The 24,962-nt window shown below is 73.2% G+C and carries 25 protein-coding genes; 12 read left to right on the top strand and 13 right to left on the bottom strand.

The features are described 5' to 3' along the window. Positions 1-59: 59 nt before the first annotated feature. Positions 60-1,355: a DNA polymerase IV gene (locus JNK12_20780; protein ID MBL8778386.1), complete on the bottom strand. Its 1,296-nt coding sequence runs from the start codon at positions 1,353-1,355 to the stop codon at positions 60-62. Next, positions 1,355-1,840, bottom strand: a complete 486-nt coding sequence (locus tag JNK12_20785) for an NUDIX hydrolase (GenBank protein ID MBL8778387.1) — start codon at positions 1,838-1,840, stop codon at positions 1,355-1,357. The genes JNK12_20780 and JNK12_20785 overlap by 1 nt, the downstream gene beginning before the upstream one ends. Before the next feature lie 26 nt (positions 1,841-1,866). Here JNK12_20785 and JNK12_20790 point away from each other — a divergent pair, with 26 nt between their 5' ends. Continuing rightward, complete coding sequence (locus JNK12_20790; GenBank protein MBL8778388.1) at positions 1,867-2,349, top strand: YbaK/EbsC family protein; 483 nt, start codon at positions 1,867-1,869, stop codon at positions 2,347-2,349. A 243-nt stretch (positions 2,350-2,592) separates the two neighbouring features. On the opposite strand, the gene JNK12_20795 is transcribed toward JNK12_20790, so the two are convergent. Both JNK12_20795 and JNK12_20800 read right to left on the bottom strand, forming a co-directional pair. Next, entirely contained in the window at positions 2,593-3,711 is a 1,119-nt protein-coding gene (locus JNK12_20795; protein MBL8778389.1) for a YHYH protein, read from the bottom strand. A 196-nt stretch (positions 3,712-3,907) separates the two neighbouring features. Continuing rightward, the gene (locus JNK12_20800) at positions 3,908-5,053 is read right to left on the bottom strand and encodes a hypothetical protein (protein MBL8778390.1); all 1,146 of its coding nucleotides are present in this window, start codon (positions 5,051-5,053) and stop codon (positions 3,908-3,910) included. Between the two features lie 73 nt (positions 5,054-5,126). Between JNK12_20800 and JNK12_20805 the strand changes: the two genes are divergently transcribed. Further along, entirely contained in the window at positions 5,127-5,615 is a 489-nt protein-coding gene (locus JNK12_20805; protein MBL8778391.1) for a GNAT family N-acetyltransferase, read from the top strand. Between the two features lie 4 nt (positions 5,616-5,619). After that, on the top strand, positions 5,620-6,204 hold the full coding sequence (locus tag JNK12_20810) for a hypothetical protein (protein ID MBL8778392.1): 585 nt from the start codon (positions 5,620-5,622) through the stop codon (positions 6,202-6,204). A gap of 218 nt (positions 6,205-6,422) precedes the next feature. Here the strand turns inward: JNK12_20810 and JNK12_20815 are convergent, their stop codons facing one another. The 4 genes from JNK12_20815 to JNK12_20830 all read right to left on the bottom strand — a co-directional run bounded on the left by JNK12_20815 (position 6,423) and on the right by JNK12_20830 (position 11,121). Next, positions 6,423-8,045 (bottom strand): aminoglycoside phosphotransferase family protein, encoded by a 1,623-nt coding sequence (locus tag JNK12_20815; protein ID MBL8778393.1) that lies wholly within the window; start codon positions 8,043-8,045, stop codon positions 6,423-6,425. A 42-nt stretch (positions 8,046-8,087) separates the two neighbouring features. Then, complete coding sequence (locus JNK12_20820; protein ID MBL8778394.1) at positions 8,088-8,585, bottom strand: hypothetical protein; 498 nt, start codon at positions 8,583-8,585, stop codon at positions 8,088-8,090. A gap of 159 nt (positions 8,586-8,744) precedes the next feature. Then, positions 8,745-10,334, bottom strand: a complete 1,590-nt coding sequence (locus tag JNK12_20825; protein ID MBL8778395.1) for a sugar transferase — start codon at positions 10,332-10,334, stop codon at positions 8,745-8,747. Then, positions 10,327-11,121 carry a class I SAM-dependent methyltransferase gene (locus JNK12_20830; GenBank protein ID MBL8778396.1) on the bottom strand — a complete coding sequence of 265 codons (795 nt, stop codon included), beginning with the start codon at positions 11,119-11,121 and terminating at the stop codon, positions 10,327-10,329. The genes JNK12_20825 and JNK12_20830 overlap by 8 nt, the downstream gene beginning before the upstream one ends. Before the next feature lie 28 nt (positions 11,122-11,149). Here JNK12_20830 and JNK12_20835 point away from each other — a divergent pair, with 28 nt between their 5' ends. From JNK12_20835 to JNK12_20845, 3 genes are all read left to right on the top strand, one after another. Beyond that, complete coding sequence (locus JNK12_20835; protein MBL8778397.1) at positions 11,150-12,391, top strand: glycosyltransferase family 4 protein; 1,242 nt, start codon at positions 11,150-11,152, stop codon at positions 12,389-12,391. Between the two features lie 16 nt (positions 12,392-12,407). Further along, positions 12,408-13,382 (top strand): NAD-dependent epimerase/dehydratase family protein, encoded by a 975-nt coding sequence (locus JNK12_20840; GenBank protein MBL8778398.1) that lies wholly within the window; start codon positions 12,408-12,410, stop codon positions 13,380-13,382. A gap of 61 nt (positions 13,383-13,443) precedes the next feature. Next, positions 13,444-14,694: a hypothetical protein gene (locus JNK12_20845; protein MBL8778399.1), complete on the top strand. Its 1,251-nt coding sequence runs from the start codon at positions 13,444-13,446 to the stop codon at positions 14,692-14,694. Here JNK12_20845 and JNK12_20850 read toward each other — a convergent pair. The 4 genes from JNK12_20850 to JNK12_20865 form a co-directional block, all read right to left on the bottom strand. Continuing rightward, the gene (locus tag JNK12_20850) at positions 14,628-16,298 is read right to left on the bottom strand and encodes a hypothetical protein (GenBank protein ID MBL8778400.1); all 1,671 of its coding nucleotides are present in this window, start codon (positions 16,296-16,298) and stop codon (positions 14,628-14,630) included. The genes JNK12_20845 and JNK12_20850 overlap by 67 nt on opposite strands. A gap of 88 nt (positions 16,299-16,386) precedes the next feature. Beyond that, a complete protein-coding gene (locus JNK12_20855) occupies positions 16,387-17,376 on the bottom strand; it encodes a DUF362 domain-containing protein (GenBank protein MBL8778401.1) in 990 nt (329 codons plus the stop codon). Beyond that, positions 17,376-18,518, bottom strand: coding sequence for a glycosyltransferase (locus JNK12_20860; GenBank protein ID MBL8778402.1), 1,143 nt, complete (start codon positions 18,516-18,518; stop codon positions 17,376-17,378). Before JNK12_20860 ends, JNK12_20855 begins: the two co-directional genes overlap by 1 nt. 10 nt (positions 18,519-18,528) lie before the next feature. Next, positions 18,529-19,278, bottom strand: a complete 750-nt coding sequence (locus tag JNK12_20865; GenBank protein MBL8778403.1) for an FkbM family methyltransferase — start codon at positions 19,276-19,278, stop codon at positions 18,529-18,531. A gap of 211 nt (positions 19,279-19,489) precedes the next feature. Between JNK12_20865 and JNK12_20870 the strand changes: the two genes are divergently transcribed. Continuing rightward, complete coding sequence (locus tag JNK12_20870; GenBank protein ID MBL8778404.1) at positions 19,490-19,930, top strand: LPXTG cell wall anchor domain-containing protein; 441 nt, start codon at positions 19,490-19,492, stop codon at positions 19,928-19,930. 231 nt (positions 19,931-20,161) lie between these two features. Here the strand turns inward: JNK12_20870 and JNK12_20875 are convergent, their stop codons facing one another. Next, positions 20,162-20,914, bottom strand: coding sequence for a polyprenol monophosphomannose synthase (locus tag JNK12_20875; GenBank protein ID MBL8778405.1), 753 nt, complete (start codon positions 20,912-20,914; stop codon positions 20,162-20,164). Between JNK12_20875 and JNK12_20880 the strand changes: the two genes are divergently transcribed. The 5 genes from JNK12_20880 to JNK12_20900 are packed head-to-tail and all read left to right on the top strand — an operon-like array spanning position 20,898 to position 24,892. After that, positions 20,898-21,257, top strand: a complete 360-nt coding sequence (locus JNK12_20880; GenBank protein ID MBL8778406.1) for a hypothetical protein — start codon at positions 20,898-20,900, stop codon at positions 21,255-21,257. The genes JNK12_20875 and JNK12_20880 overlap by 17 nt on opposite strands. Beyond that, a complete protein-coding gene (locus JNK12_20885; protein ID MBL8778407.1) occupies positions 21,254-22,060 on the top strand; it encodes an inositol monophosphatase in 807 nt (268 codons plus the stop codon). The genes JNK12_20880 and JNK12_20885 overlap by 4 nt, the downstream gene beginning before the upstream one ends. Before the next feature lie 59 nt (positions 22,061-22,119). After that, positions 22,120-22,818 (top strand): response regulator transcription factor, encoded by a 699-nt coding sequence (locus JNK12_20890; GenBank protein ID MBL8778408.1) that lies wholly within the window; start codon positions 22,120-22,122, stop codon positions 22,816-22,818. Between the two features lie 8 nt (positions 22,819-22,826). After that, entirely contained in the window at positions 22,827-24,257 is a 1,431-nt protein-coding gene (locus tag JNK12_20895) for a HAMP domain-containing histidine kinase (GenBank protein MBL8778409.1), read from the top strand. Then, entirely contained in the window at positions 24,254-24,892 is a 639-nt protein-coding gene (locus tag JNK12_20900) for a GerMN domain-containing protein (protein MBL8778410.1), read from the top strand. The genes JNK12_20895 and JNK12_20900 overlap by 4 nt, the downstream gene beginning before the upstream one ends. Positions 24,893-24,962: the final 70 nt, after the last annotated feature.

A 24,962-nucleotide genomic window follows, 5' to 3' on the forward strand; every position in this document is an offset into this window, starting at 1 on the left:
CCGCCAACAACGCGCACGAAGCGCATTTCGCCGGTGCCGGTACCGGGCGGTGGCGCCGCTCAGTCGATGGACGCCTCGTCGGCGCCGGGACCCCATTGCTGGTCGCCCCGGCGCTTCACCCGCAGGCCACCGGGGCCGGCGAGGCGGGCCGGGCCGATGGCGGCGGCGCCGAAGCGCTCGCGGATCTCGTCGACCGCACGGCTGGCGTCGCTCCACTCTGCGAGATCGGCGCCCTGGCCCTCGCCCGAGGGCTCGTCGAACAGGGCGAGCTGCTGGGCCGTGGCCGCGGTGAGGTTGGCCGCCCCCACCCCGAGCAGCCGCACCCCGGGTGAGGGGTCGACGTCGTCGAGCAACGCCTTGGCCGCTCGGGCCAGCGCCGGCCCGGTGTCGACGGCCTCGGTCAAGGTGACCGATCGGGTGATGGTGCGGAAGTCGCCGAAACGCACCTTCAGGACCACCGTGCGCGCCGCCATGTCGTTGGCCCGCAGGCGCGTGGCCACCGCGTCGGCCATGCGCACGACCTCCTGCTCGAGGGGGCCACGGCGATGGTGGTCGTGGGGATAGGTCTCCTCGTGGCTGATCGACTTCGGCGCCTGGTCGGGCACCACCGCCCGGTCGTCGAGGGCATGGGCGAGCGCGTGGAGGTGGGCGCCCGAGGCCTTGCCCAGCGCTCCGACGACGACGTCGAGCGGCAGCGCCGCGAGGTCGGCCACGGTGGTGACGCCGAGGCGTTCGAGCCGCTCTCGGGTGACGGGCCCCACCCCCCACAGGCGCCCCACCGGGAGCGGGTGGAGGAAGGCGAGCTCGGCGCCCGGCGCGACCACGGTCACGCCCTCACCCGGCTCGATGCCCTGCATGGAGGCCCGGGGCTTGGCCTCCTGGGAGGCCAGCTTCGCCAGGAACTTGTTCGGGGCGACGCCGACGCAGCAGGTGAGGTGCTCCTCCTCCTGCACCCGACGGCGGATGTCGTGGCCCACGGCCTCGCCGCTCCCCCAGCGCCGGAGGGCGCCCGACAGGTCCAGGAAGGCCTCGTCGAGCGACAACGGCTCGACCAGCGGCGTGTAGCTACGGAACAGCTCCATGACCCGAGCGCTCACCTCGCTGTAGGCCCGGTGGTCCCCCTGCACGAAGACCGCGTGCGGGCAGAGGCGGCGGGCGCGCGTGCTCGGCATGGCGGAGTGCACGCCGTACCGTCGGGCCTCGTAGGACGCCGCGGCCACGACCCCACGCTCTCCGTCACCGCCCACCACGACGGCCTTGCCCACCAGGCTGGGGTCGCGGATGCGCTCGACCGCGACGAAGAACGCGTCCATGTCGACGTGCAGGATCGTGCGGTGGGCGCCGGGCCCGGCCATCAGAGGCGGCTGACGGTGAGGCGGGCGAGGTCGTCGCCATCGACCCGATAGCCGAACCCGCGCGTCCCGACCCATCGCTCGCCCAACCACTCGACGAGCGGCTCTCGCACCCACGGGTGCCCTTCGGTCAGGCGGTCGGCGCAGGCCGCCGGGTCGACGAAGCAGGCGTCGACCACGATCCCGTCGGGGTCGTCGACCAGCAGGTCGCCCTCGTACGCCACCGCCCGGTGCACCTCGACCGTGAGGGTCCAGCCGAGGCCCGGGGCCTCCGCCTCGATCGAGTACACGGGCCCCTCCCACGCCGTGACCACGAGACCGGTCTCCTCGAGGACCTCACGGGCCAGGCCTTCGAGGACGGACTCGCCCTCGTCGATGACGCCCCCGGGCGGCGACCAGTCGACCTGGCCGCCTCGGCGGCGGTTCTGGACGAGCAGGAGGCCACCCGGGCCCTCGATCAACGCTCCCCCGACGAGCCACCGGTGCACGAGGGCCAGTCTGGCAGCATTGGCCGATGCATCCGACGACGGCCGCCTTCGTCGACGCCGCTGCCGGGCTCGGCATCCGCGTCGAGCCCCGCACGTTCCCCGAGGGGACCCGCACCGCCGAGGACGCGGCCGCTGCGATCGGTGTCGACGTGGGCCAGATCGTGAAGTCTCTCGCCTTCCGAGCGGTGCGGGCCGACGGCTCCGGGTTCGTGGTGATGGCCCTGGTGAGCGGGTCGAACCGCCTCGACGAGGCCGCGCTCGCGGCTGCCGCCGGTGCCGACCACACCGAGCGGGCCGACGCCGGCGAGGTCCGGGCCGCCACCGGCTACGCCATCGGGGGCGTGCCGCCCTTCTGCCATGCCACGACCCTGCCCGTGTTCGTCGACCGCGATCTCCTCGTGTACGACGAGGTGTGGGCCGCGGCGGGCACCCCCCACGACGTGTTCCCCCTGACCCCCGACGAGCTCGTCCGCGCCTCCGGGGGCACGGTCGCCGACCTGGCCCGCTGACCACGCCGGTCCTCTGCGGCGCCCGCCGGGCGACCGGTGCAGCCGCCGCGCTCGCTGGCCCACGCCCCGTCGGCCCCAACGGCGGCGGCCGGCGCGGCGTCGCGCTGGTCGTGTCGTCCGCCCCCATCTGGGCTGACTGGCCGGCGCACCCCCGAGGCCATGCACCGGACGCGCCGGCGGCCCCGGGATGGCGGCGGGAGGGGGCCACCACCATCCTCGGAGCCGGGCACAGGCCGGCGGAGTTCAGGCCTGGTTCGGGGGACCGCCCTGGCCACCACCGGGGCTGAAGCTGGCGTCGGGCGTGCCCTTCAGGTAGGTCGGCACCCAGGGCCACTCGTCGGTGAGGAAGTAGGCGTAGGTGCCCTCGGGGAACTCGGGGGTGACGCACTCCCGGCCGTTGCACTCGTCGAGGTCGCCGAGGCCGTCCACGTACTCGTAGTCGGCCACGAACGTGCCGTCGTAGGTGCCGCCGGGCGAGTCGCTGCCGCGGCTGCCGCTCTTCAGCCGGTACGACGACGCCAGGTTGGCCACCCCGCTCGACGTGTCCTCCGGGTTGACGTAGCCGTAGCGCAGGTAGATCGGGAAGCCGTCGGCGGCCCAACCGACCAGTGCCGAGTGCTCGTCGGTCTCGGAGAGCCACTGCGCGGTGATGGCGTGGTAGTGGTACATGCCCGTCTCGGGCCGGGTGTGGGCGCCGTAGGCGTCGAGCTGGTCCGCGGTGGCCACGTAGTTCCAGCCGCCTCCCATGTCGTTGTCGTAGTAGCCGGCGGTCTTGGGGTCGAACAGCACGCTGTCGAGGTGGACCCCGAACAGCTGACCGGTCCCCACGTAGGTCGGCGAGTCGGCGTACTGCGGGTCGGTCGTCACCTGGTACGTCGACGCCGCCTGGACCGCGGGGGTGCCGGGGTAGCGGAAGTCCGCGTCGATGTCGTGGTCCGGGTAGCAGGTGGTCACGATCGTCCGATAGCCGTCGGCCACCGTGATGGTCAGGTTCTCGGTGGCGACGTCGCCCATGCCGAAGGCCAGCTCGTCGGCGACCTCGGCGGTGGCGGCAGCGGCGGTGGTGCTCGTGCTGCTCGACGCCGCCGCGGCGGTGGTGGCCGTGGTGGCGCCGGCCGACGTGCTCGCCGCGGAGGCGGCCGACGACTCGTCCTTGAACACGTACTTGGCCAGCCCGAAGCCCGCCACCGTGGCGCCGGCGCCGAGGCCGGCGATGGTGAGGAAGCGGCGGCGGTCCAGCACCGGGCCCTCGTCGTCGGCGAGGGCGACGGCGCCGGTGTCGATGCGGGAGTCGTCGGAACGGGGGCTGCGGTGGCGCTTCATCAGGTGCTCCTTGGTCGGGGCGGATCGGATGCAGGTCATGGTCCGGTCCCCGCCTTGGAGGTCCCTCAGGACCCGCTGCGAAAATGAGGAGATCCCATGGAAGTACATGAGAGTTTCCTGAGAGGCGCCGCGGCCCCGCCCCTTCCCCCGCTTCTGGTACCTCCCCTGCAACACCTCCTGCGTCGCCGGCGAGCCACCAGAACGAATGCCGGGGTCGGAGGTCGGGGGTCAGAGGTCAGGGGTCGAGGGCGTCGAGCTCGGCGCGGGCGGCGTCGGCCGCGGTGCGGGCGTCGGCCTCCTCCGCGGCGACGTCGTCGTGGGTCGACCGGGCGTCGGCGAGGGCGGCCTCCCGCTCTTCCCGGTGCGTGCGGGCGGCCGCCAGCGCGGCCTCGGCAGCGGTCACCTCGGCGTCCGCGGCGGCGAGGCCGTCCTCGGCGGCGGACACCGCCTCCTCGGCGCGCTCGAGCGCGCCGACAGCCGCCTCGTGGGCGGCACGGCTCGCCGCCACCTCCTTCTCGAGCCGACGGCGCTCGCGCGCCGCCCGGCGCTCGGCCATCGACTCGTCGACCTCGGCGGCGGCGCCCACCTCGTCGACCTCGACCTCCTCGTCGACCGCGTCGCCCTCGTCGTCCTCGCCCTTTTCGTCCGCCTCGGGCGGCGGCGTTCGGCGCACGCCGAGCTTGGGGCGGGAGCGCTCGGGTCGGGGCGCTCGCGGCACGGCGTCGGCACCACCCGGTGGGAGCAGGCCCAGGGCGCCCATGCCCCCGGCGGGCACCTCGACCAGCCGCCCGTCGACGAGGAGGCGGAGCGCGTCGGCGTCGCCCACCACGGCCTGGAGCGCCGCGGTGACCTCGGGGTGGTCGTCCGGACGAGGGGCCTCGATGGCGGCGACCGCCGCGTCGACCGTGTCCCCGATCCGGTCCCGGAGGGCCGCCACGGCGTCCCGGTGGGTGGCGGCGTCGGCGGCGCCCACCGCGTCGATGGCGTCGAGGAGGTCGGCCAGGTGGGGGTCGTCGCTCAGGGCGAGGTGGTTCAACGCCCAGACCGCCCGGGGCGGCTTGCGCATCGCGGCCACTTCGGTGGCCTCCTCGCGGCGCCTCGCCGAGCGCAGCCGCTTGACCAGGGCGTTCCGCTCGGCCACGAACGCGTCCGGCGCCGCGGCGAACAGCGCGTCCAGGGCGGCATCGAGGTCCAGGGCGTCCGTCGGTTGGTCGGCGATCCGTTCAGCGTTGCACGCCCGGTGCCCGATGCGACGGGCCGCCCATCGTCGGCGGTTGGTCGTCCTGTCGGCGGTTGGTCGTCCTGTCGGCGGTTGGTCGTCCTGTCGACGGGCTGCATCATCCGAGTGGGCTCGCCTCGGGGCGGTGGGGTCGCCGGGCACCCGCTGATCGATCGAGCCGGCGGCACGGCGGTCGCGGGGCGTCCCGACGGGGGTGAGGCGGTAGAAACGTCGGGTGCCCTCCCCGATCGTCGTACGCCGCGCCGCCTCCGACGAGGGCGAGGAGATCGGCCTGCTCACCCTCGCCGCTTATCGCGGCGACCGGGTGGTCGACGAGGAGTACGCCAAGGAGCTCGGCGACGGCACCGCCCGGGTGCGTGACGCCCACGTCCTGGTGGCGTTCGCCGGGCTGCGCATGGTCGGCTCGGTGACCCTCGCCGAGTCCGGCACGCCGTTCGCCGAGATCGCTCAGCCCGGGGAGCTCGAGGTGCGCATGCTGGGCGTCGACCCCGCGGCCCGCCGGCTCGGCATCGCCGACCGCCTGATGGACGCCGCCGAGCAACGCGCCCGCGACCGTGCCCTCGACGCCATCGTGCTCTCCACCGCCCCCCACATGACCGCCGCCCACGCCCTCTACGACCGCCGGGGCTACCTCCCCCAGCCCCACCGCAATTGGCACGTCGACGACGATCTCCTCCTCCTCGCCTACCGCCTCGTGCTCTGAGAGCATGGCGCCCGTGGAGGAGCGGCCATCGAGCGTGTACGACGCCCTGGTGCCGCGGGGGTCCGTCGTCCTGTCCGCCGTCGTGGTGGCATCGACCATCACCTGGATGGCCGTCGTCGCACCGCGACTCGAAGGCCGCGCCTCCTGGGCGGCGACCCCCTGGCCACCGCTCGTGCTCGGCATGGTCGCCATGGTCGTCCACACGCTCAAGCGGCACCGACGGGAGTTGGAGCAGGCGGGCATCGAGCGCGGCCGATCCGGCCGGGTCGTGGGGCGGGCACTTCGCACGGGCCGCCTGCCCGACGATCGTTCCCACGACGACGCGATCCGGGCACGAGTCAGGTACGCCCGCCTCCAAACGGGCGAGCTGACCAGGCGCAGCTGGGTGATCTTCCTCGTCGTGGCTGCGATGTCGCTGACGAGGGGGCTCGTGAACCACGAGGTGTTCGACCTCGGCCTCGCCGCCGTTTGCGTGGTGATGGCGCCGGTGGCGTGGCGGATGGCGCCACGGACCGTCGCCAAGTGGGATCGGCTCGCCGCCGAGCTCGACGCCCGTCGCCCCGCCCCGCCGCCCGAGGTTGGCGACTGACAGATCACGCAACGTCGGGCGGCCGGTCGACCGACCGAACGCTTCGTTCGTGGCCATCGCCCCCACCAAGGCCCCCGCCGTTGCTGAGCGGGCGTCGTCGGACACACCAGCGCCGACGGCCGCGCCCCTCGCACTGTCCATGGCCATCGACGGTGGAGGCGACACCATCCGGATTCCGGACGCTGTCGCCTCCACCTCGTGCCGCTGGCACGCGGGCCTCAGTCGACGCGTTCGAGGTCGTCCGTGCGGGTGACGAGGTGGGTGTCGGTCGTGACGGCGGCGGCGACCTCGGCGACGAGGGCACTAGTGCCCGCGACGTAGTTGCACCAGATGTCCACGTCGGTGCACACGATCCAGGCCCGGTCCGCCGGCCACCACAGGTCGGGCTGACGCCACACCCGTACCTCGTAGTTCGGCCAGACCAGATCGGCCAGGGTCGACAACGAACCCTCGAGCAGGTAGTACGCCCGATCGCCGTCCGCGGTGGAGAACTTCGGGTAGCGCTCGAGGTCGTCCTCCGGGTACCCGTGGCCTTCCCAGATCGCCATGAACACGTGGTCGGGCGAGGTGGTGTGGCGGGCAGCGACCTCGGCGATCGCCATGGTGTGCGCCCGCTCGAGGTCCCACCAGTCGTCCTGGTCCCCAGGGACATCGTCGACGAAGACGACCTGCTCGAAGCCGTCGGGCACCAGCCGGCCGACGCCACCCATGTTGTCGGACCTGTGGTCCTGGCCGGCCACGACCCAGTCGGCGGCGGAGACATCGGCGGCAGGGCGAACAGCGTCGCCGAACGAGGCGGGTCCACGTGGCGCCGGGCGCGGTGGTGGGGGCACAGGTCCACCCAGGTTCTCGGCCCCCGCCTCTGCCTCGCCGACGTAGGCCGCCTGCTGGTAGCCGTCGGGATGCGCGGCCGGCGTCGCTGGGCCGAGGGCCTCGCGCTCGTGGTCGGCGAGCACCTCGGTCAGGACCCGGCGGGAGGAGGCGCAGATGGCCGGGAAGGTGTCGCGGTAGTACGGGAGGGCGACCACGGCGATGGACAGGGCCCACGCTCGGCCACGCCGCCACGCCGCCTCGTCGACCTCGCTGAAGTCCCGGAAGGCCTGGCGGGCCTGGCCGGCGAAGAGGTTCCACGCCGGGAGCAGCCCGACCGAGGGATCACCGACCGCGATGCCACCGAAGTCGAGCACGCCGACCAGACGCCCGTCCCGCAGCAGGAGGTTGCCGGACGTGAGGTCGCCGTGGACCCACACGGGGTCGCCGTCGTGGTCGGCGACGAAGGCGTCGGCCTCCCATGCCGCCACCAAGGCCACCGGGTCGAACTCGTCGGCGAGCAGGTCGATGCACGAGCGCACCTGCTCGTCCCGGAGCCGGATGGGGATCCCCCGCTGCGGCCCGCCGGGCGAGCCGGCGACGGGTCCGCCGGTGGGGTCGATCGCGGCCAGCGCGCGGTTGAAGCGGGCGAGGCGCACGGCCAGCTGCTCGGCGCCCCACCAGTCCACCGTCGGCGGGTGCTCGCCCTCGATCCACGTCAACACGGTCCACGGCCACGGGTAGCCCTCGCCGGGCTCGCCGGTCGCCACCACCTCGGGGATCTGGACCGGCAGCTGGGGGCCGAGGAACGGCAGCCACCGCTGCTCGGCCGCCACCGCCTTCACCGCCCACCCGATGCGGGGCAGGCGCACGACCAGCTCATCGCCCAGGCGGTACATGGCGTGGTCGGTGCCCCATTCCCCCGCCACCGTCAGGGGCAGGTCGGCCCACTGCGGGTGCTGGGCGGCGAGAAGCCGCCGCACCAGCGCCGGCGGCATGTCGACCTCGTCGGGGTGGATGCGCGCCGGCATCCCGCCGACGCTAGGGCGCCCGCCGTCCGCGCCCAGCGGGGATTACGCCGGCCGGCTCCGACCCTCGGGCCGAGGCACCGGTGGGTAGACCCGGGGCGGCGCGAGGACCTTCGGGGGGCGGGCGGCAGTGGCGACGAGGCCCGCCACCAGGACGAGCACCCAGCCGACGGTCATCACGACCAGCCCGATGCCGGGGTCGGTGACCTCGGCCACCAAGGCGCCGGCGGTCCCCTGCTCGAGCGACCCGGAGACGTCGGCGAGGCGCGCCGCCACCCAGAAGAAGCCGATGAGGGCCGACGCGATCAGAAGCGTCTTCACGAGCACCCGGGCCCGGCCGAGGAGCGCGAGGAGCGCCATCACCACGGGCACGACGCACACGACGAGGTGGATGGGGCCGTCGTTCAGGTCGCCGCCCCAGCCGTTGGTCGACGCGCTGACGCCGGCGACGTCGATCTCCACGATCGGCAGCACCGTCCCCCCGGCGACGAGCACGACGCCGACGAGGGCGATGGCCCCGGCGGCGACGTTGCGGCGCGGCACGCGCGGCCGGGTCGCGGCGTCATCCGGCGAGGCAGGACCGGCTCCAGCTCCCCGGCCCACCACCTCAAGTCCCGTTCCGGGTACTGGTATGTGTTGTCCAGAACACATACCAGTGCCCAGACGGGGGCGATGGGAGACCACGCCCTTCCGGTCGAGGCACTAGTAGGCGCCCTTGCCGTGGAGGACGGCGGTCGCGGTCTTCAACACGATGACCAGGTCCATCGAGAGCGACCAGTTGTCCACGTAGTAGAGGTCGAGGCGGACGGACTCGGCCCACGGGAGGTCGGCGCGGCCCGAGACCTGCCAGAGGCCGGTGAGGCCGGGCTTGACGAGCAGGCGCCGGCGGACGTCCTCGGGGTACTTCGCCACCTCCGACGGCAGCGGTGGGCGGGGGCCGACGAGCGACATCTTCCCCGAGAGCACGTGGACGAACTGCGGCAGCTCGTCGAGCGAGAACCGCCGCAGCCACTTCCCCACCGTCGTGCGGCGCGGGTCGTCGCGGATCTTGAAGAGCAGGCCGTCGTGCTCGTTCAGGGTGACGAGGGTGTCGAGGTCCTGCTCGGCCCGCTCGGTCATGGTGCGGAACTTCCACATCGTGAAGGGCTTGCCGTCACGCCCGATGCGGGTCTGGCGGAAGATGGCCGGCCCCCGGCTGGTCAGGCGCACCATCAGCCCGATCACCACGAAGACGGGCAGGAGGACGAGGACCACCACGAACGCCGTCACCCGGTCGACCATCGATTTCACCAGCCGGGCACCGCCGGTCAGCCGGGGAGGCTCCACGAGCAGGAGAGGCAGGCCGGCCACCGGCTGGACGCTCACCCGGGGCCCGGCCACGTCGGTGATGGTCGGGACGACGATCAGGTCGACGCCGGTGCCCTCGAGGTCCCACGCCAGCGTGCGCAGCGCGCCCGTCGGCAGGGCCTCCGTGCCGGCGATGGCGAGGATCTCGGCCCGCTCGTCCCGGACGGCGCTGATCGGGTCGCCGGAGGGCAGCACCGGCATCCCGAGCTCGTCGATCACCTCGGCTGGCGCGTCGCCCACCACGCAGGCGCTGACCACCTGGTAGCCCTGGTCGACGGCACCCCGGAAGTGTCGGACGGCCTCCAGCACGGCCTCGGGCCGGCCCAGCACCACCACCCGCCGCATCTGGAGGCCCCTCGCCCGCTGGCGGGCCAGCCAGTTCCGGGCGAGGTAGCGGCCGAACAGGGTCCAGCCCGCGATCAGCGGGGCGAGGCCCATCACGAAGCCGCGGGCGACCTGGGCGCGCGTGAGGAACACGATGAGCACGGCCACGGCCAGAGCACCGACCGCAGCCCGGATGATGCGGCGGTACTCCTCGGTGCCGGAGCCGAGGATGGCGTGCTGGTAGGCGCCGGCGACGGCGAGGATGGCCAACCACGACGCCACCGCGACGACCGCCACGAGCAGGTACGGGACGTGGCTCCCGTCGACGGTCAGGGACGCCCCGAACAGCACCTCGCGCAGAACCTGGGCCAGCATCGCCCCTGCCAGGGCCGACAGGGCGTCGACGGCCACCACGACGCGCCGGTAGCGCTCGACGGCGTGGTGGACGGGCCGGGCGAGGAGCACCTCGGAGGCCGCCGGCGGGGCGGCCGCGGCCGCCGCGGCGGCGAGGTCCTCGGCCAGGTGCTCGTCGTCGGGGCGCTCGTCGGCGCCCGGGACCCCGCTCGGCGCGGCCGGCTCGGCCCCCTCGCCCGATGCGCCGCCGGGGCCTGCCTCAGCCATCGGCGGACGTCCCACCGTCGGGTCCGCCCTTGCGCCGCACGAAGATCATGAGCATCGAGGCCATGCGGTTGGGCAGCACCGTCAGCACGGCCCGCTGGGCCCGCTGCGCCGCCGCCGACGAGCCCGCGTAGAGCGGCTCGGACTCGTGGCGGTAGGAGAAGTCGTCGAAGCGGTCGGGCGGGAAGTGCCGACGCACGTCGGCGACGGTGTTGCAGCGGTAGCGGGTGGGGAAGACGTCCTGGGCCTGCCGATCGGGCTGGAGACGGCGCAGGAACCGGGTGTGGAACGAGTTGGGCACCAACCGGGCGCCCACGCCGATGTAGCCCCACTTGTTCGGCGTGCGGGCGCAGAGCCAACCCCCCGGTCGCAGCACCCGCTCGAGCTCACGGGCCGTGTGGGCCGGGTCGTCGAGGTGCTCGAAGGTGAAGTCGGAGACGATCAGGTCCACCGACTCGTCGTCGAGGGGCAGCCGGGCCGACACGCCGTCGAGGACGATGGCCTCGTCGAGCACCGGGTTCTCCTTCACCACCGGGTCGATGTCGGCGCCGATGACACGCGCCACGTGCCCCTGGTGGATCTGGAGCTCCCGCCGGTAGGTGACGGGATCCTCCTGTGGCCCCACCCCCCGTCCGGCACCGAAGTCGAGCAGGACCATGTCGGGCCGCAGGAGCGAGCGCACCCGGCCGTAGAACTGGACGGTGCCATCGACCCGGCTGAACCCGCCGGCGCCGACCTCGGGGTACAGGCCCCCGAACTGCACCGTTCGCCCCTCTCCCCCGTCGGCCATCGGGCCCGAGACTACGCTCCCGGCGCCCATGCGGATCGTTCTCCACGACTACTCCGGTCACCCCTTCCAGGTGCAGCTCAGCCGGGAGCTGGCCCGCCGGGGCCACCAGGTCGACCACGTCCACTGCCCGTCGTACACCACCGGCAAGGGCTCCCTGGTGCGCCGACCCGACGATCCCGAGGGGTTCCGGGTCCTCGAGGTCGACCTCGGCGAGACCTTCGACAAGTACCACTTCCGGCGCCGCTGGCGGCAGGAGGTGCGCTACGGGAAGCTCTTCGCCGCCCTCGTCGACGACCTGCGGCCCGACGTGCTCGTCTCGTGCAACGTCCCCCTCTTCGCCCAGGAGCAGATCCAGCGCTGGGCCCGGCGCACCCGTACCCCGTTCGTGTTCTGGCAGCAGGACGTCTACAGCTTCGCCATGCGCGACACCGTGGCCCGCAAGCTGCCCGGCGCCGGCCACCTGCTGGGGGCGTGGTTCGTGCACCTCGAGCGCCGGATGCTGCGGCGCAGCGACGCGGTCGTCACCATCTCCCCCGACTTCGAGCCCATCCTCGACGAGTGGGGCATCCCGGCCGATCGGGTGCACGTCGTCGAGAACTGGGCGCCCCTGGAGGACCTGCCCGCGCGCCCCCGCGACAACCCGTGGTCGGCCGAGCACGGCCTCGACGGGAAGCGGGTGCTGCTGTACTCGGGCACCCTCGGCCTCAAGCACAACCCGGACCTCCTGCGCCGCCTCGCGCTCGCCGTCGCCGACCAGCCCGACGTCACGGTCGTTGTCGCCTCGGAGGGCATGGGTGCGGACTGGCTGGCCGAGCGGGCCGCCGCCGAGCACCTGGACAACCTCGTCCTCCTGCCCTTCCAGCCCATCGAGGTCTTCCCCGACGTGCTGGGCAGCGCCGACGTCCTGTTGGCCATCCTCGAGCCCGAGGCCGGTGTGTTCTCGGTCCCGTCCAAGGTGCTCAGCTACCACTGCGCCGGCCGCCCCATCGTGGCCTCGGTGCCATCGGCCAACCTCGCGGCCCGCACCATCGCCGAGGCCGGCAGCGGCGTGACCGTCGAGCCCGACGACCCCGACGGCTTCGTCGCCGCGGCCCGACGATTGCTCGACGACCCGGATCTACGGCACCATCTCGGGGCTGACGCGCGTGCGTACGCCGAGCGGGCCTTCGACGTGCACCGCATCGGCGATCGCTTCGACGCCATCTTCGACGAGCTTTCGACAACGGACGAGACTGCCGGCGGGGGCCGGACAGGGAGGAAGGCATCGTGAACCAGGAGCGGGATCTGTGAGCCAGGACGGGCTGATCGTCGTCGCCGGGGGCGGCGGGTTCATCGGGGGCCACCTGGTGCGCGACCTCGTCGAAGCGGGCCACACCGAGGTGCGCGCCGTCGACGTCAAGCCGAAGGACGAGTGGTTCCAGCACCACGAGGGCGTCGACGAGCGCCAGCTCGACCTCATGGACCTGGCGGCCTGCCACGAGGCCCTGGCCGGCGCGACGGTGGTCTACGACCTCGCCGCCGACATGGGCGGCATGGGGTTCATCGAGAACAACAAGGCGCTGTGCATGTTGTCGTCGCTGATCGGCACGCACCTGCTGCTCGCGGCCCGCGACGCCGGCGTCGAGCGCTTCTTCTTCGCCTCGTCGGCCTGCGTGTACGCCGCCGAGAAGCAGACCTCCGCCGCGGTCCAGGCCTTGCGCGAGGAGGACGCCTACCCCGCCATGCCCGAGGACGGCTACGGCTGGGAGAAGCTCTTCACCGAGCGGATGTGCCACCACTTCCACGAGGACTTCGGCCTCGCCACCCGGGTGGCCCGCTTCCACAACATCTACGGGCCCAACGGCTCCTACGACGGCGGCCGGGAGAAGGCGCCCGCCGCCATCTGCCGCAAGGTCGTGCAGGCGAAGCTCAGCGGCGACCACCGCATCGAGATCTGGGGCGACGGCCACCAGACCCGCAGCTTCACCTACATCGACGACTGCCTCCACGGCATCCACCTCGTCACCGACGGCGAGTACACCGATCCCGTCAACGTGGGCAGCAGCGAGCTGGTCACCATCAACCAGCTCGTCGACATCGTCGAGGGCATCGCCGGCGTCACCCTCGAACGGGACTACAAGCTCGACGCCCCCCAGGGCGTGCGGGGCCGCAACAGCGACAACACGATGATCCTCGAGCGCTACGGCTGGGAGCCCTCGACGTCGCTGGCCGACGGCCTCGAGCGCACCTACCGCTGGATCCACGACCAGATGAGCGCTTGAGCCCGGAGCACGGGGGCGTGGCCCGAGCGGCCCGGCGACGGCGTCGCCCAGAGCGGGAGAGGTGAAGCTCCCGGCGGGACTGCGGGGAGCGTCGTGGTCGGTGGTCGACCAGGGCGTCTACAGCCTCAGCAACGTCGTCCTCGCCATCCTCATCGCCCGGCAGGTGTCGGCCGAGGCCTTCGGGGCCTTCTCGGCGGTCTACATCGTCTACGTGTGCAGCCAGGGCGTGAACGAGGGCTTCCACGGCGAGGCCTTCTCGGTGGCCTACAGCGCCGCCGACGAGGACCATCGGCGCTCGATGCTCGCCGGCGCCGCCGGGTCGGCCCTGGCCTTCGGCGCGTTACTGGGCCTCGCGTGCGCCGCCGTTGGCCTGGTCGTCCCGGGCCCCATCGGCGACCTGCTCCCGGTGCTGGGCCTCGTCCTCCCCGGGCTTTTCCTCCAGGACCTCTGGCGCTTCGCCCTCTTCGCCGAGCACCTCCCCCGCGCCGCCGCGGTCAACGACATCATCTGGGGCGGCGGCTCGACCCTTGCGATCATCGCCCTCGCCCAGACCCCGTTCGACACGGTGGGCTGGTTTCTCGCCGCCTGGGGGGCGGCCGGCGCGGTCGCAGCTGTCGTCGGCGCGTTCCAGCTCCGCGTGGTGCCCCGCTTCGCCGGAGTCCGCCGTTGGATCCCCGACCACGCCGGCCTCGGCCTGCGCTACGGCGCCGAGTTCATGCTGCTCTACGGCACCACCCAGGTCGTGGTGCTCTTCCTCGGCGCCATCGCAGGGCTCGACGAGGTGGCCAAGGTGCGGGGCGCGCAGATCCTGTTCGGCCCGATGTACGCGCTCTACGCGGGCGTGCGGGTGGCGGTCACCCCCCGTCTCGTCCGGGCCCATGCCGACGCGCCCGAGCGCACGCGGCCCATCGTCCAACGCCTCGCGGCCGGCCTCGGGCTCCTCACCCTGCTCTGGGGCCTCGTGGTGTGGAGCCTTCCCGACGTCGTGGGCGAGGCCCTGCTCGGGGATTCCTGGGCGGGCACGTCCACCGTGCTCGGGGTGATGACGTGGTCCGCGGTGGCCGGCGCCATCGGGTTCGCCTTCGTCGTGGGCCTTCGGGTCCACGCCGACGCCCGCCGCAGCCTCCGGGCCCGCACCACCGTGGCGGTCGCCACCTTCGTGCTCGGATGCGCCGGCGCGCTCGCCGGCGCGGCGCGGGGTGCGCTGGCGGGTGTCGCCGCCGCCGAGACCGGCGGCGTGGTCGTCTACGGGCGGGCGTTCGCGACGGTCGAGCGGGCCCCGGCGCCACCCTCGGCACCGCCCTCGACCTGACCCACCGCACCGTCACGACGGTCGGCGCCGCCCTTCGGCGCCGGCCGTCGGGCCCGGCGCGAGCAGAGGGCCACGATGATCACGATGGGCGCGAGATCGCCGACCACGGGCAGCAGCGAGCCGCGCAGCACGAAGAATTGGAAGGCCGCGAACAGCGGTACCGCGATGCCGATGATCGACGGCCGGCTGCGCGACCACCGCTCGTAGCTCTCGTCCGCGAGCATGGCGGCCAGGCCGTACAGCAGGAACACGACGATGATGGCGGGCCACCCCGCCTCGACGTTGGCCTCGGTCCACAGGGTGGACGAGGCGTTGATGCCGTCCGTGCGCGAGACGAGGTCGCCCGTCGCCTCCGGCTGGTCGGCCCAGATCGACTTGGGCACGAAGGGAAGCGCAGCCGCGAGGGTCTGCTCACCCATGGTGAAGCCGTTCTCGCGCACGTAGACGATGCCGTTCATCTCCTGCTGGAACATCGCGTAGTCCGGGCTCTCGACGAGCTGGTCGCGCAGGGTCGCCACCTTGATGTTCTGCTGCACGTCGTACCGGAACACGTCGGCGTAGGGGAACACGACGAGGACGAGCAGGAGCAGCGCCACGAGGAACGCCCGGAGCCGACGGGGCCGCTCGACGTGCACCATGACGAGGGCGATGGCGAAGGCCACGCCACCGAAGCGGATGCGGGGGTTGGCGATCGGGTTGTTGGCCACGATGTTGATGAGGATCAGCCCCCCGAGCAGCCACGTGGTGGCGGGGTTGCGCACCCAGCGGACCTGGCGGCGGTCGCCGTAGCGGGCCGTGGCCGCCTGACGCACGAACAACAACAAGATGAGGCCGAGAAACACCGGCAGCCAGGTGAGGCTGGTCTTGATGAGCCCGATGGTCTTGTCGTCGAGCTGGTCGATGCGCACGCCCCACGGCGGGATGCCGAACAGGGCCTCCTCCGCCGCCTGGCGGGACCGGAACCGGGTGCCCAGGCCGCCGGTGGTCATGACCACGCCCATCGTGCAGACCATGCCGATGATCCCGAGGAACCAGACGCGACGGGCGTCGATCACCCGGTGCTCGAGCCGCTCACGGATGCGGTGGCGTCGGATGCTCAGGGCGAGGAAGCGGCCGGCGTCGAAGGCGAGGCAGCCGATGAGGATGCCGGCCAGTGCCTGGACCCGGATCTCCTCCTCGAAGAACTGGCCCCGGATGGGGAAGGTGTCGGCGGTGAGCTGCGCGAACGAGGCCAGCCCGAGGAACAGGTACACGAAGGCCCAGAAGGTGATCTGGACGAGGTGGGGCCGCCCGGAGTGGTAGTGCCCGGCCAGACGGGCGGCGGCGTACCAGGTGACCAGCAGGGCCAGCAGGGTGGAGATGCGGCCGAGCGGGCCGAAGTTCTGGCCCATCACCGCCACGGGGACGACGAGGGCGAGGAAGACGAAGAGCAGCGTGGCACCGAACCAGGTCCCCATCGAGTCGGCGCGCCGCCCGGAGTTGACGCCCCGGCGGCGAGGCGGCTGGACCCGGGGAAGGGGACGAGGCAGGGGCGAGGGCGCCGCGGGCACGCCCGAGGACGCGGTCGCGGGCGCCGCAGGTGACGTGGCGCGCTCCCCGGTCATCGGCGTGAGCGTAGTGGCGCCGGCGACCCCGCGGTGAGGCGGCCGGACGCCCGCCCGGGCCCTGGGACGCGGCTCACTCCCCGTCGGCTCACTCCCAGTCGACGCCGCGGGCCGACAGCTCGTCGGGCTTCTCCCGGATGGCGTACATCACCTTGTGCAGGGCACTGGACGCCTTGGAGAAGTAGACGAGGTGGTTCAGGCGGGGCGAGTACCAGGTGAGCTTGGCCACCCGGTTCCACAGGTTGCGCTTCAGGTAGAAGCGGTCGTCGAGGTAGCGGTCGAGGTCGGCGGGCAGGTCCGCCGCCGCCAGCGCCGGCACCCGGCCGTGGTCGTCGCCGTAGCGGAGGTGGGCCACCGAGCGGAGGGGCACGTCCATGATCCTGCACAGCACCGCGTCGGCCAGCCAGAGGTCGTCGGCGCCGGCCACCCACCCGAGGTCGATCGTCTCCCCCTCGATCATGGGGCCATTGCGGGTGAGCCCGAACGTGCCGTCGACCAGCGCGTAGGGACGGGGCAGGCGGTCCACCACCTCGGTGATGATCTCGTCGAAGGCGCAGTGGAAGGCGAGGCGCATCTGGTCCTGGACGATGCCCCACTCGTTCTTCACCGCGCCGCTGATGCCGGTCATGCAGTGCACCTTGGGCACCGGGAGGCTGATGAACGAGTCGAACTCCTCGTACAGGGGCTGCGGCAGGTGCACGTCGTAGGTGCCCCGGCGTCCCTCGACTCGCACCTCCAGGCTCGGCCAGTTGCTGGCGTTCACCACCTCGACCCCGTAGCGGGTGGTGAGCTCGTCGAGGGCGAAGGCCGCGAAGGTCTCGTCCATGGCGAACGCGTTGTAGCCCCCCTCTCCCTCACCGATGCAGATACGCCGGCACCCGAGGTCCGAGAGGACCTGCACCGTGGCCTCGAGCACCGGGCGGGTGGTCGTCACCCCGGCCTTCGGGAACGGATAGGTGAAATTGGGCTTGAGGAACACGGCGTCGCCCACGCCGGCCGAGAGGTCGAGGCGTTCGGCGATCCGGCGGACGGCGGCGACGACGTCGTCGCCGATGGGCTCGATGGCGAAGCGGGGCATCAGGCAACGGCTCCGGTGTGGAGTGATCGGTAGACCTCCACCATGGCCGCGGTCGCCGCGGCGGGCGCGAACCGACCGTCGGCGAGCGCCAGCGCACGGCGGCCGGCCTCGGCGCGGCGGGCGCCGTCGGCGACGAGCGGAGCGAGCGCGTCCCGACACGACGACGCGTCCACGCGGCACACGGCGCCGGCGCCGGCAGCCGCGACCTCGCCGTGGAGGTACGTCTCGTCGCTCACCACCACGGGCAGGCCCGCGGCCATCGCCTCGACGACCACGATGCCGAAGTTCTCGTTGCGCGACGGCAGGGCGAACACGTCAGCCGCGGCGAAGGCGTCGTCCTTGTCCGCGCCGCTGATGAACCCGGTGCGCACGGTGCGGCGCCCGAGCGGGGTCCCGTCGAGGGCCCGGTCGAGCTCGGCGGCCACCTCGGGGTCGCCGGAGCCGGCGACGACGAGCCAGGCGTCGAGGTCGGCCATCGCCCCCGCGAGCAGGTCGAGGCCCTTCTTCACGTCGAGACGGGAGAGGAACAGCACCACGGTCGCGTCGGGCGGGATCCCGTGACGCTGCCGGAAGCCGGCACGGTCCCCCGGCCCGGGCGGCGCGACGGGGAGCGGGACCACCGCGGTTCGGGTCCCGGCGCCGTAGGTGACCAGGCGCTCGGCCTCGAGGTCCGTGGTGCACACCACGACGTCGGCCCCGGCCACGAGGGGTCGGACGGCCACGGGGCCGTAGAGCTGCTTCTGGAGCCGGTGCTTCGCCAGGTCGAACGGGTCGAGCTGGCCGTGGGGCTGGAGCACGTAGGGGACCCCGGTCGCCCGGCAGGCCCGGCGGACGTGCAGCGCCGGCGCGTGGAACACGCCGTGCAGGTGCACCAGGTCGAACGAGGCGACCGAGTCGCGCAGCCAGCCGGCGAGGCCCTTCGACTGGAAGCGGCCCTCGGGCCACGACCGGGGAAACCGGTGCACCGGCACGTCGGGCGCCATGCGGGCCAGGTAGGCGTGGTCGTCGCCGGGCTGCTCGGTCGAGGCCAGCTCCGTCTCGACGTCGTCATGGGCCCCGAGGTGGGCCGCGAGCGCCACCGCGGCGTGCACCGAGCCGCCCATGTGGTCGTCGAGCGACGGGACCACGTGGAGGGCGCGCATCGGGGCCACGTTACGGGGCAGGCAGGAAGAGGCCGTCCATCTCGACGACGGTGCCCGACTCGTCGCGCCGGACGTCGATGGGGACGTCAAGGGCGAATCCCTGTTCCCCGAGGTGGGCCAGCACGTCGGTGAAGAGGGGCTGGCCCTCGTAGTGGCGCTCGAAGGCCAGCTCGACCACCAGGGCGTCGACGTGGCGCAACGTGGCCTCCGCGCCACGCAGGACCTCGAGCTCGTAGCCCTGCACGTCGAGCTTGGCCAGCAGGGGGGCACGGAGGTCGTCGAGGGTGACCACGTCGTCGAGGCGGCGCACCGGCACCTCGACGGCAGCCAGCTCGCCGGCTCCGCCCCCTCCCTCGGCGCCGGCGCCCGCGACGAGCGGGAGCACCGACGACGAGAGCGAGTACGCGTGGGGGTGGAACGACACCGTGCCGTCCTCGGCGCCGAGCGCGCACACGTGGATCTCGGCGGCGGCCACGTCGGCGAGGTGGTGGCGCCACTCCGCCGCCACGGCCTCGAGCGGCTCGAACGCGATGATGCGCGCGCCGGGGAACGCGGTGGCGGCGGCGCGACTGAACTGGCCCTTGTTGGCCCCGACGTCGAGCACGGTGGCCGGCACGCCGAAGCGAGCGCGGACCTGGCTGACCAGGCGAAACGCGCTGAGCGAGAACGGCTTGCCCCCCCGGGCGGCGCCGAGGGCACCCTTGGTGAGGGCGACGTCGACGAGCTTGGCGGCCTGGTCGACTCTGGGGCGCAGCGGCATCGGCGACGGCTCCTGGGCGAAGGTGGACCAGGAGCCTGCCCCGCGCGACGACCCCTCAACAAACGATCGCGGACACCGATGGACACGACCAATGCTGGACATGAGCGGGTGCACCCGCTAAAACATCGGCTCAGCAGAAGTTCGCATCCGCGACAAAGCCGTTCGGCGGTGGAGGAAACCAATGATCCGACGTATGTTCATCCTTGGGGCTATGGCACTGATTGGGCTCGGCGTGCTCGCCCCGGCTGCGCACGCGCAGTACCCGCCGCTCGTTCCCGGTGCCACGGTGAGCGACAGCACCGTGAGCTCCGGTGACACCGTCACCGTGACCGTCACGTGCGACGTGCCCGCCGGCACCGACATCACCGTGTTCCTGGATGGCAACGACGTCGGCTCCGGCGTGGCCGACGATGACGGCACCGCGTCGATCGACATCGTGGTCACCGGCTCGCCCGGCACCCACCAGATCACCAACAGCTGCAACACCGCGGTGCTCACCATCACCATCGCCGGCGCCACCGCCGGCAACCTGCCCCGCACCGGTACCGACAACAGCCTCCCGCTGGCCAAGATCGCCATCGTGCTGATCGCCGCCGGTGGTCTGCTCATCGTCGTCGCCCGCGACCGTCGCTCGAAGAACGCCACCGCCTGAGCGGTCCGACCAGTCAGGCGGCTGCCTGACGGCTTTGTACGAGGAACGTGAGAAGGGCCCCGGCTCCGGCCGGGGCCCTTCCGCGTGTCGGGTCCGGTGCCGCGCCGCCACGGGATGCGGGGCGGCGGGACCCGCCCGCTCCCCCGCCGAGCGGTCGGCGGGCGCTCACCCGCCCCGGGGTGGGAGCGGCCGGTGACCGTCAGGCGCCCGGCTGCTCGGGCGTGCGGACGCTCAGGCGTTGAGGGCGCGGCGGCGCCGGCGACGGGCACCGCCGAGGAGACGGTCCCGCACGGCCCACCAGGTGACGAGCCCGAAGGCCTCGAACACGATCCGGCTCGACATCTTCGACGTGCCCCGCACCCGGTCGGTGAAGGCGATGGGGACCTCCACGATGCGGCCGCCGGCCGCCACCACCTGGTAGGTCATCTCGATCTGGAAGCCGTAGCCCTCGGCCACGACGGCGTCGAGGTCGATCGTGCGCAGCATCGAGGCGCGGTAGGCCCGGAACCCGGCGGTGGCGTCGTTGACGGCCAGGCCGAGCAGGCCGGCGGCGTAGCGGTTGCCCCACCGGGACAGGGCCCGCCGGTGCCACGACCATTCGGGGATGGTGCCTCCGGGCACGTAGCGCGACCCGATGACGAGGTCCGCGGCGAGGTCGAGCGCGGTGAGCAGCGACGGGAGCGCGGCCGGGTCGTGGGAGAGGTCGGAGTCCATCTCCACCATGGCCTCGTAGCCCCGCTCGAGCCCCCAGGCGAAGCCAGCCCGGTAGGCCGCCCCCAGGCCGTTCTTCTCGGTCCGGCGCATGACCTCGATCTGGCCCAGCTCGGCGCCGAGCGCATCGGCGAGGTCGGCGGTGCCGTCGGGGCTGCCGTCGTCCACCACCAGCACGTCGGCCTCGGGGACGACGGCCCGCACCTTGCGGAGCACGTCGTCGATGTTCTCGGCCTCGTTGTAGGTGGGCAGCACGATGAGGGCACGCAGCACGGGGGTCGATGTTAGGAGCACGCGCCTCGGCCCGTATCATCGGCGCATCGCCTCGACGCCCCCCGAGCCCGCCGCTCCCGACGCCACCGCGCCCCTCCCCTCGCCGTTGGCGCGGGCGTTCGCCGTGGGCTTCATCGTGATCGCCGGGCTCTGCGGTGGCCTCATCGGGTACGCGGTCACCGACCTCCAGACCACGGGGGACGCGCCGGTGCTCGTCGGCCTGGGGGCGCTGCTCGGCGCCGTGGTGGCCGCCGGCGGCGTGGCCGTCGTCGCCGTCCTCGCCCTGCGGGCCATGGCCGAGTGGGACACGGTGCAGGAGCGCGAGCGCCAGCAGCGGCAGTGAGCGACCTCCCGCCGTCCCCGGAGGCCCTGCTCGGCCTCGCCGTGGAAGCCGGCGAGGCGGCGGCCGCCCTCCTGCTCGACGGCCTGCACCGCCAGCGCACCCTGGTGGCCACCAAGTCCTCGACCACGGACATGGTCACCGAGATGGACCGGCGCAGCGAGGCCCTGATCGTCGACCACCTCCTCCGCACCCGTCCCGACGACGGCATCCTGGGGGAGGAGGGCACGGAGCGACCGTCCACGAGCGGGGTCACCTGGGTCATCGACCCCCTCGACGGCACCACCAACTACCTCTACGGCTACCCGGGCTTCTCGGTGTCCATCGCCGCGGTGGGCGGCGGGGGCACACTCGCGGCCGCCGTGGTCGACCCGATCCACCGGGAGACCTGGACGGCCACCGCCGGCGGTGGGGCCCACTGCAACGGCGACCCGCTGGCCGGTCCCGGCCACCCCCCGCTCGGCGCCACGCTGCTGGCCACCGGCTTCTCGTACGACCCGGCCCGCCGGGCGCGCCAGGGACAGGTGCTCGCGGCGGTGCTCCCGCAGGTGCGGGACATCCGCCGCGGCGGCGGTGCCGCGATCGACCTCTGCTGGGTGGCCGGCGGCCGGGTCGACGCCTTCTACGAACGGGGCCTGGCCCCCTGGGACCTCGCCGCCGGCGCGCTCATCGCCGCGGAGGCGGGTGCCCGCGTCGCCGACCTCGACGGCACCCCCGCCGGCGGCGAGGGGGTCCTCGCCGCCCACCCGGAGCGCTTCGCCGAGCTCGCGTCGTGCCTCCTGGCCGCCGGCGCGCCGCAGGCCTGACCGGACGAGGACGCCGCCAGGAAGATTTTCCCCCGGGTATGAGCACGATCGGCGCCCGGATGAGGCACCATTTGAGCGTGGGAACCCGCATCCTGACCGTCGAGGACGACGAACGCATCCGTACCGCGGTCAAGCTCGCCCTCGAGGACGAGGGATGGGACGTCGAGGAAGCCGTGGACGGCGAGGAGGCGCTGGAGGCCTTCACCCGTCACCCCGCCGACGTCGTGCTGATCGACATCATGCTCCCGGGCATCGACGGCTTCGACGTGTGCCGCTCCATCCGGCGGGTGAGCGACGTGCCCATCGTCATGGTCACGGCCCGGGTCGACACCCACGACGTGGTGGCCGGGCTCGAGGCGGGCGCCGACGACTACCTCACCAAGCCGTTCGCCCCCAAGGAGCTCTCGGCGCGCATCCGCGCCCTGCTGCGCCGGGCCCGCTCGGCCAACCCCGCGACCACCCACCTCCAGTTCGACGACCTCGAGATCATCCCCGACGAGGGCACGGTCACCCGGGCGGGTGAGACGGTCCACCTCACCAAGACCGAGTTCCGCCTGCTCGTGGAGCTGGCGGCCAGCCCCGGGCGGGTCTTCTCCCGGGAGGTCCTCCTCGAGCGGGTCTGGGGCTACGGCTACTTCGGCGACGGCCGCCTGGTCGACGTCCACATCCGCCGGCTCCGCACCAAGATCGAGACGGACCCGGCGAACCCCCGTCACGTCGTCACCGTGCGCGGCCTCGGCTACAAGCTGGCTCCCTGAGCACCTCCGTGCGCCTGCGCTTCCACCGTCCGGGTCTGCGGGCCCGCATCACCCTCGCTTTCGGACTGGGGGCGCTGCTGCTGTCGACGGTGCTGGCGGGCAGCACGTGGGCCCTCACCCGCTCCCAGCTCCTCGACCAGCGCGAGCGCACCTCCCTGCGCCAGGTGTACCTGAACGCCCGTCTCGTCCGCGACAGCCTCAGCTCGGTCTCCAGCCGGGACGACTTCGACGCCCTCGACCTGCTCGGCTCGCTCCAGTCCCCCGTCGGCGCGCAGCCCATGCTCGTGTTCCAGGGCGACTTCTACTCCCAGTCCCCCGTCGACTTCGGCGAGCAGGCCCTCCCCGAGCCGCTGCGCGAATCCGTCGCGGAGGGTGACGCCGCCACCATGCGCTTCGTCCACAACGGCGAGCCGGTGCTGGCCGTCGGCATCCCCATCCCCGCGGCCCAGGCCGACTACTTCGAGGTCGTGTCGCTGGCCGAGCTCGACGACACGCTGCGCTCGCTCGGCATCGTCCTCGTGGGCGCCGCGCTGCTCACCACCCTCGCGGGCGCCGCGCTGGGCTGGGCCGTCGCCGGCCGGGCCCTGCGCCCCCTCACCCAGGTGGGCCAGGCCGCCCAGGCCATCGCCGGCGGGCGCCTGGACACCCGCCTCGACAGCCCGAACGACCCCGACCTCAACCTGCTCACGGCGTCGTTCAACGACATGGCCCAGGCGCTCGAGGACCGCATCGACCGGGACGCCCGCTTCGCGTCGGACGTCAGCCACGAGCTGCGCTCGCCCCTGATGACCCTCTCCGCGTCCATCGAGGTGCTGAAGAAGCGCCAGGACGAGATGCCCGAGCGGGCGCAGGCCGCGCTCGACCTCCTCGTGGCCGACGTGGCCCGCTTCGAGCGCCTCGTCAACGACCTGCTCGAGATCTCCCGGTTCGACGCCGGCGCCGCGCACCTCGAGCTCGAGGACGTGAACCTTGCCGAGCTCGTCATCCACGCCGTCGGGTCCTCCTCGGCGGTCGGCGTGCCCGTCCAGTACGACGAGGACCTCGCCGAGCTCGTCATCGCCGCCGACAAGCGCCGCCTCGAGCGGGTGATCGCCAACCTCCTGGACAACGCCAGCAAGTACGCCGACGGGGCCACCGCCATCGTGCTGCGCCGGGAGGGCGACCAGGCGCAGATCATCGTGGAAGATGCCGGACCGGGCATCAGCCCCGATCAGCGGGAGACCATCTTCGACCGGTTCGCCCGAGGCGAGGAGGCCGGACGCCGAGGCGGCGACCGCGGCGTGGGCCTCGGTCTGGCCCTCGTCGCCGAGCACGTGAACCTGCACGGGGGCCGGGTGTGGGTCGGAGACCGAGCCGACGGCGAGCCCGGATCCGCCTTCGTGGTCGAGCTGCCCATCCGCCAGGCGGCCGCCGCTCCCCTCGAGGTGGCCGCGCCGTGACCGGGCGACGCCTCGCAACGGGCGCCGCGGCGCTCGTGTTCGCCGGTCTGGCCGTCGCCGCGTGCGGCCTGCCCTCGGACGACACCGCCCACAGCATCTCGCCCGACGCGGTGCCCTTCGACCTCTTGGCGCCGTCGTCCACCACCGTGGCCGACGCCCCCGACGGGGCCGACACCGAGGTGGTCAACCTCTTCTTCCAGAACAACGAGCGTCTCCTCGCCGTGCCCGCGGAGGTGCCCCGAGACCCCGACAGCAGCGCCTTCGACCCCCAAGCGGCCGTCAGCGAGTTGCTCGAAGGCACCACCGGCCTCGGGGTCCCGTCAGGGGTGCGCTCCGCCATCCCCAGCGGGACGGACCTGCTCGGGGCGCAGACCAGCGGGAGCACGGTCACCCTCAACTTCAGCGAGGAGCTCTCCAGCGTGGAGAGCAACGGCCTCGTCTTCGCCATCGCCCAAATCGTGTACACCGCGGCGGACATCACCACGGACCGCCCCGACGGCACCTACCAGGTCGTCATCCAGATCGACGGCGAGACCATCACGGTCCCCGACGACGAGGGCGTCGAGCTCGACCGCCCGGTGCGCCCGAGCGACTACCCGACGCTGCGCCCGGTCACCACCCGCGTCGCGGGCTGAGCCGCCGCCGAGCGACGCTCCCAAGGCGCCGCACGCGCCTCGACCCCTCCGGGCGAGGCGCTAGGTTGCG

Source organism: Acidimicrobiales bacterium (assembly GCA_016794585.1).
GTDB lineage: Bacteria > Actinomycetota > Acidimicrobiia > Acidimicrobiales > DATDAH01 > JAEUJM01.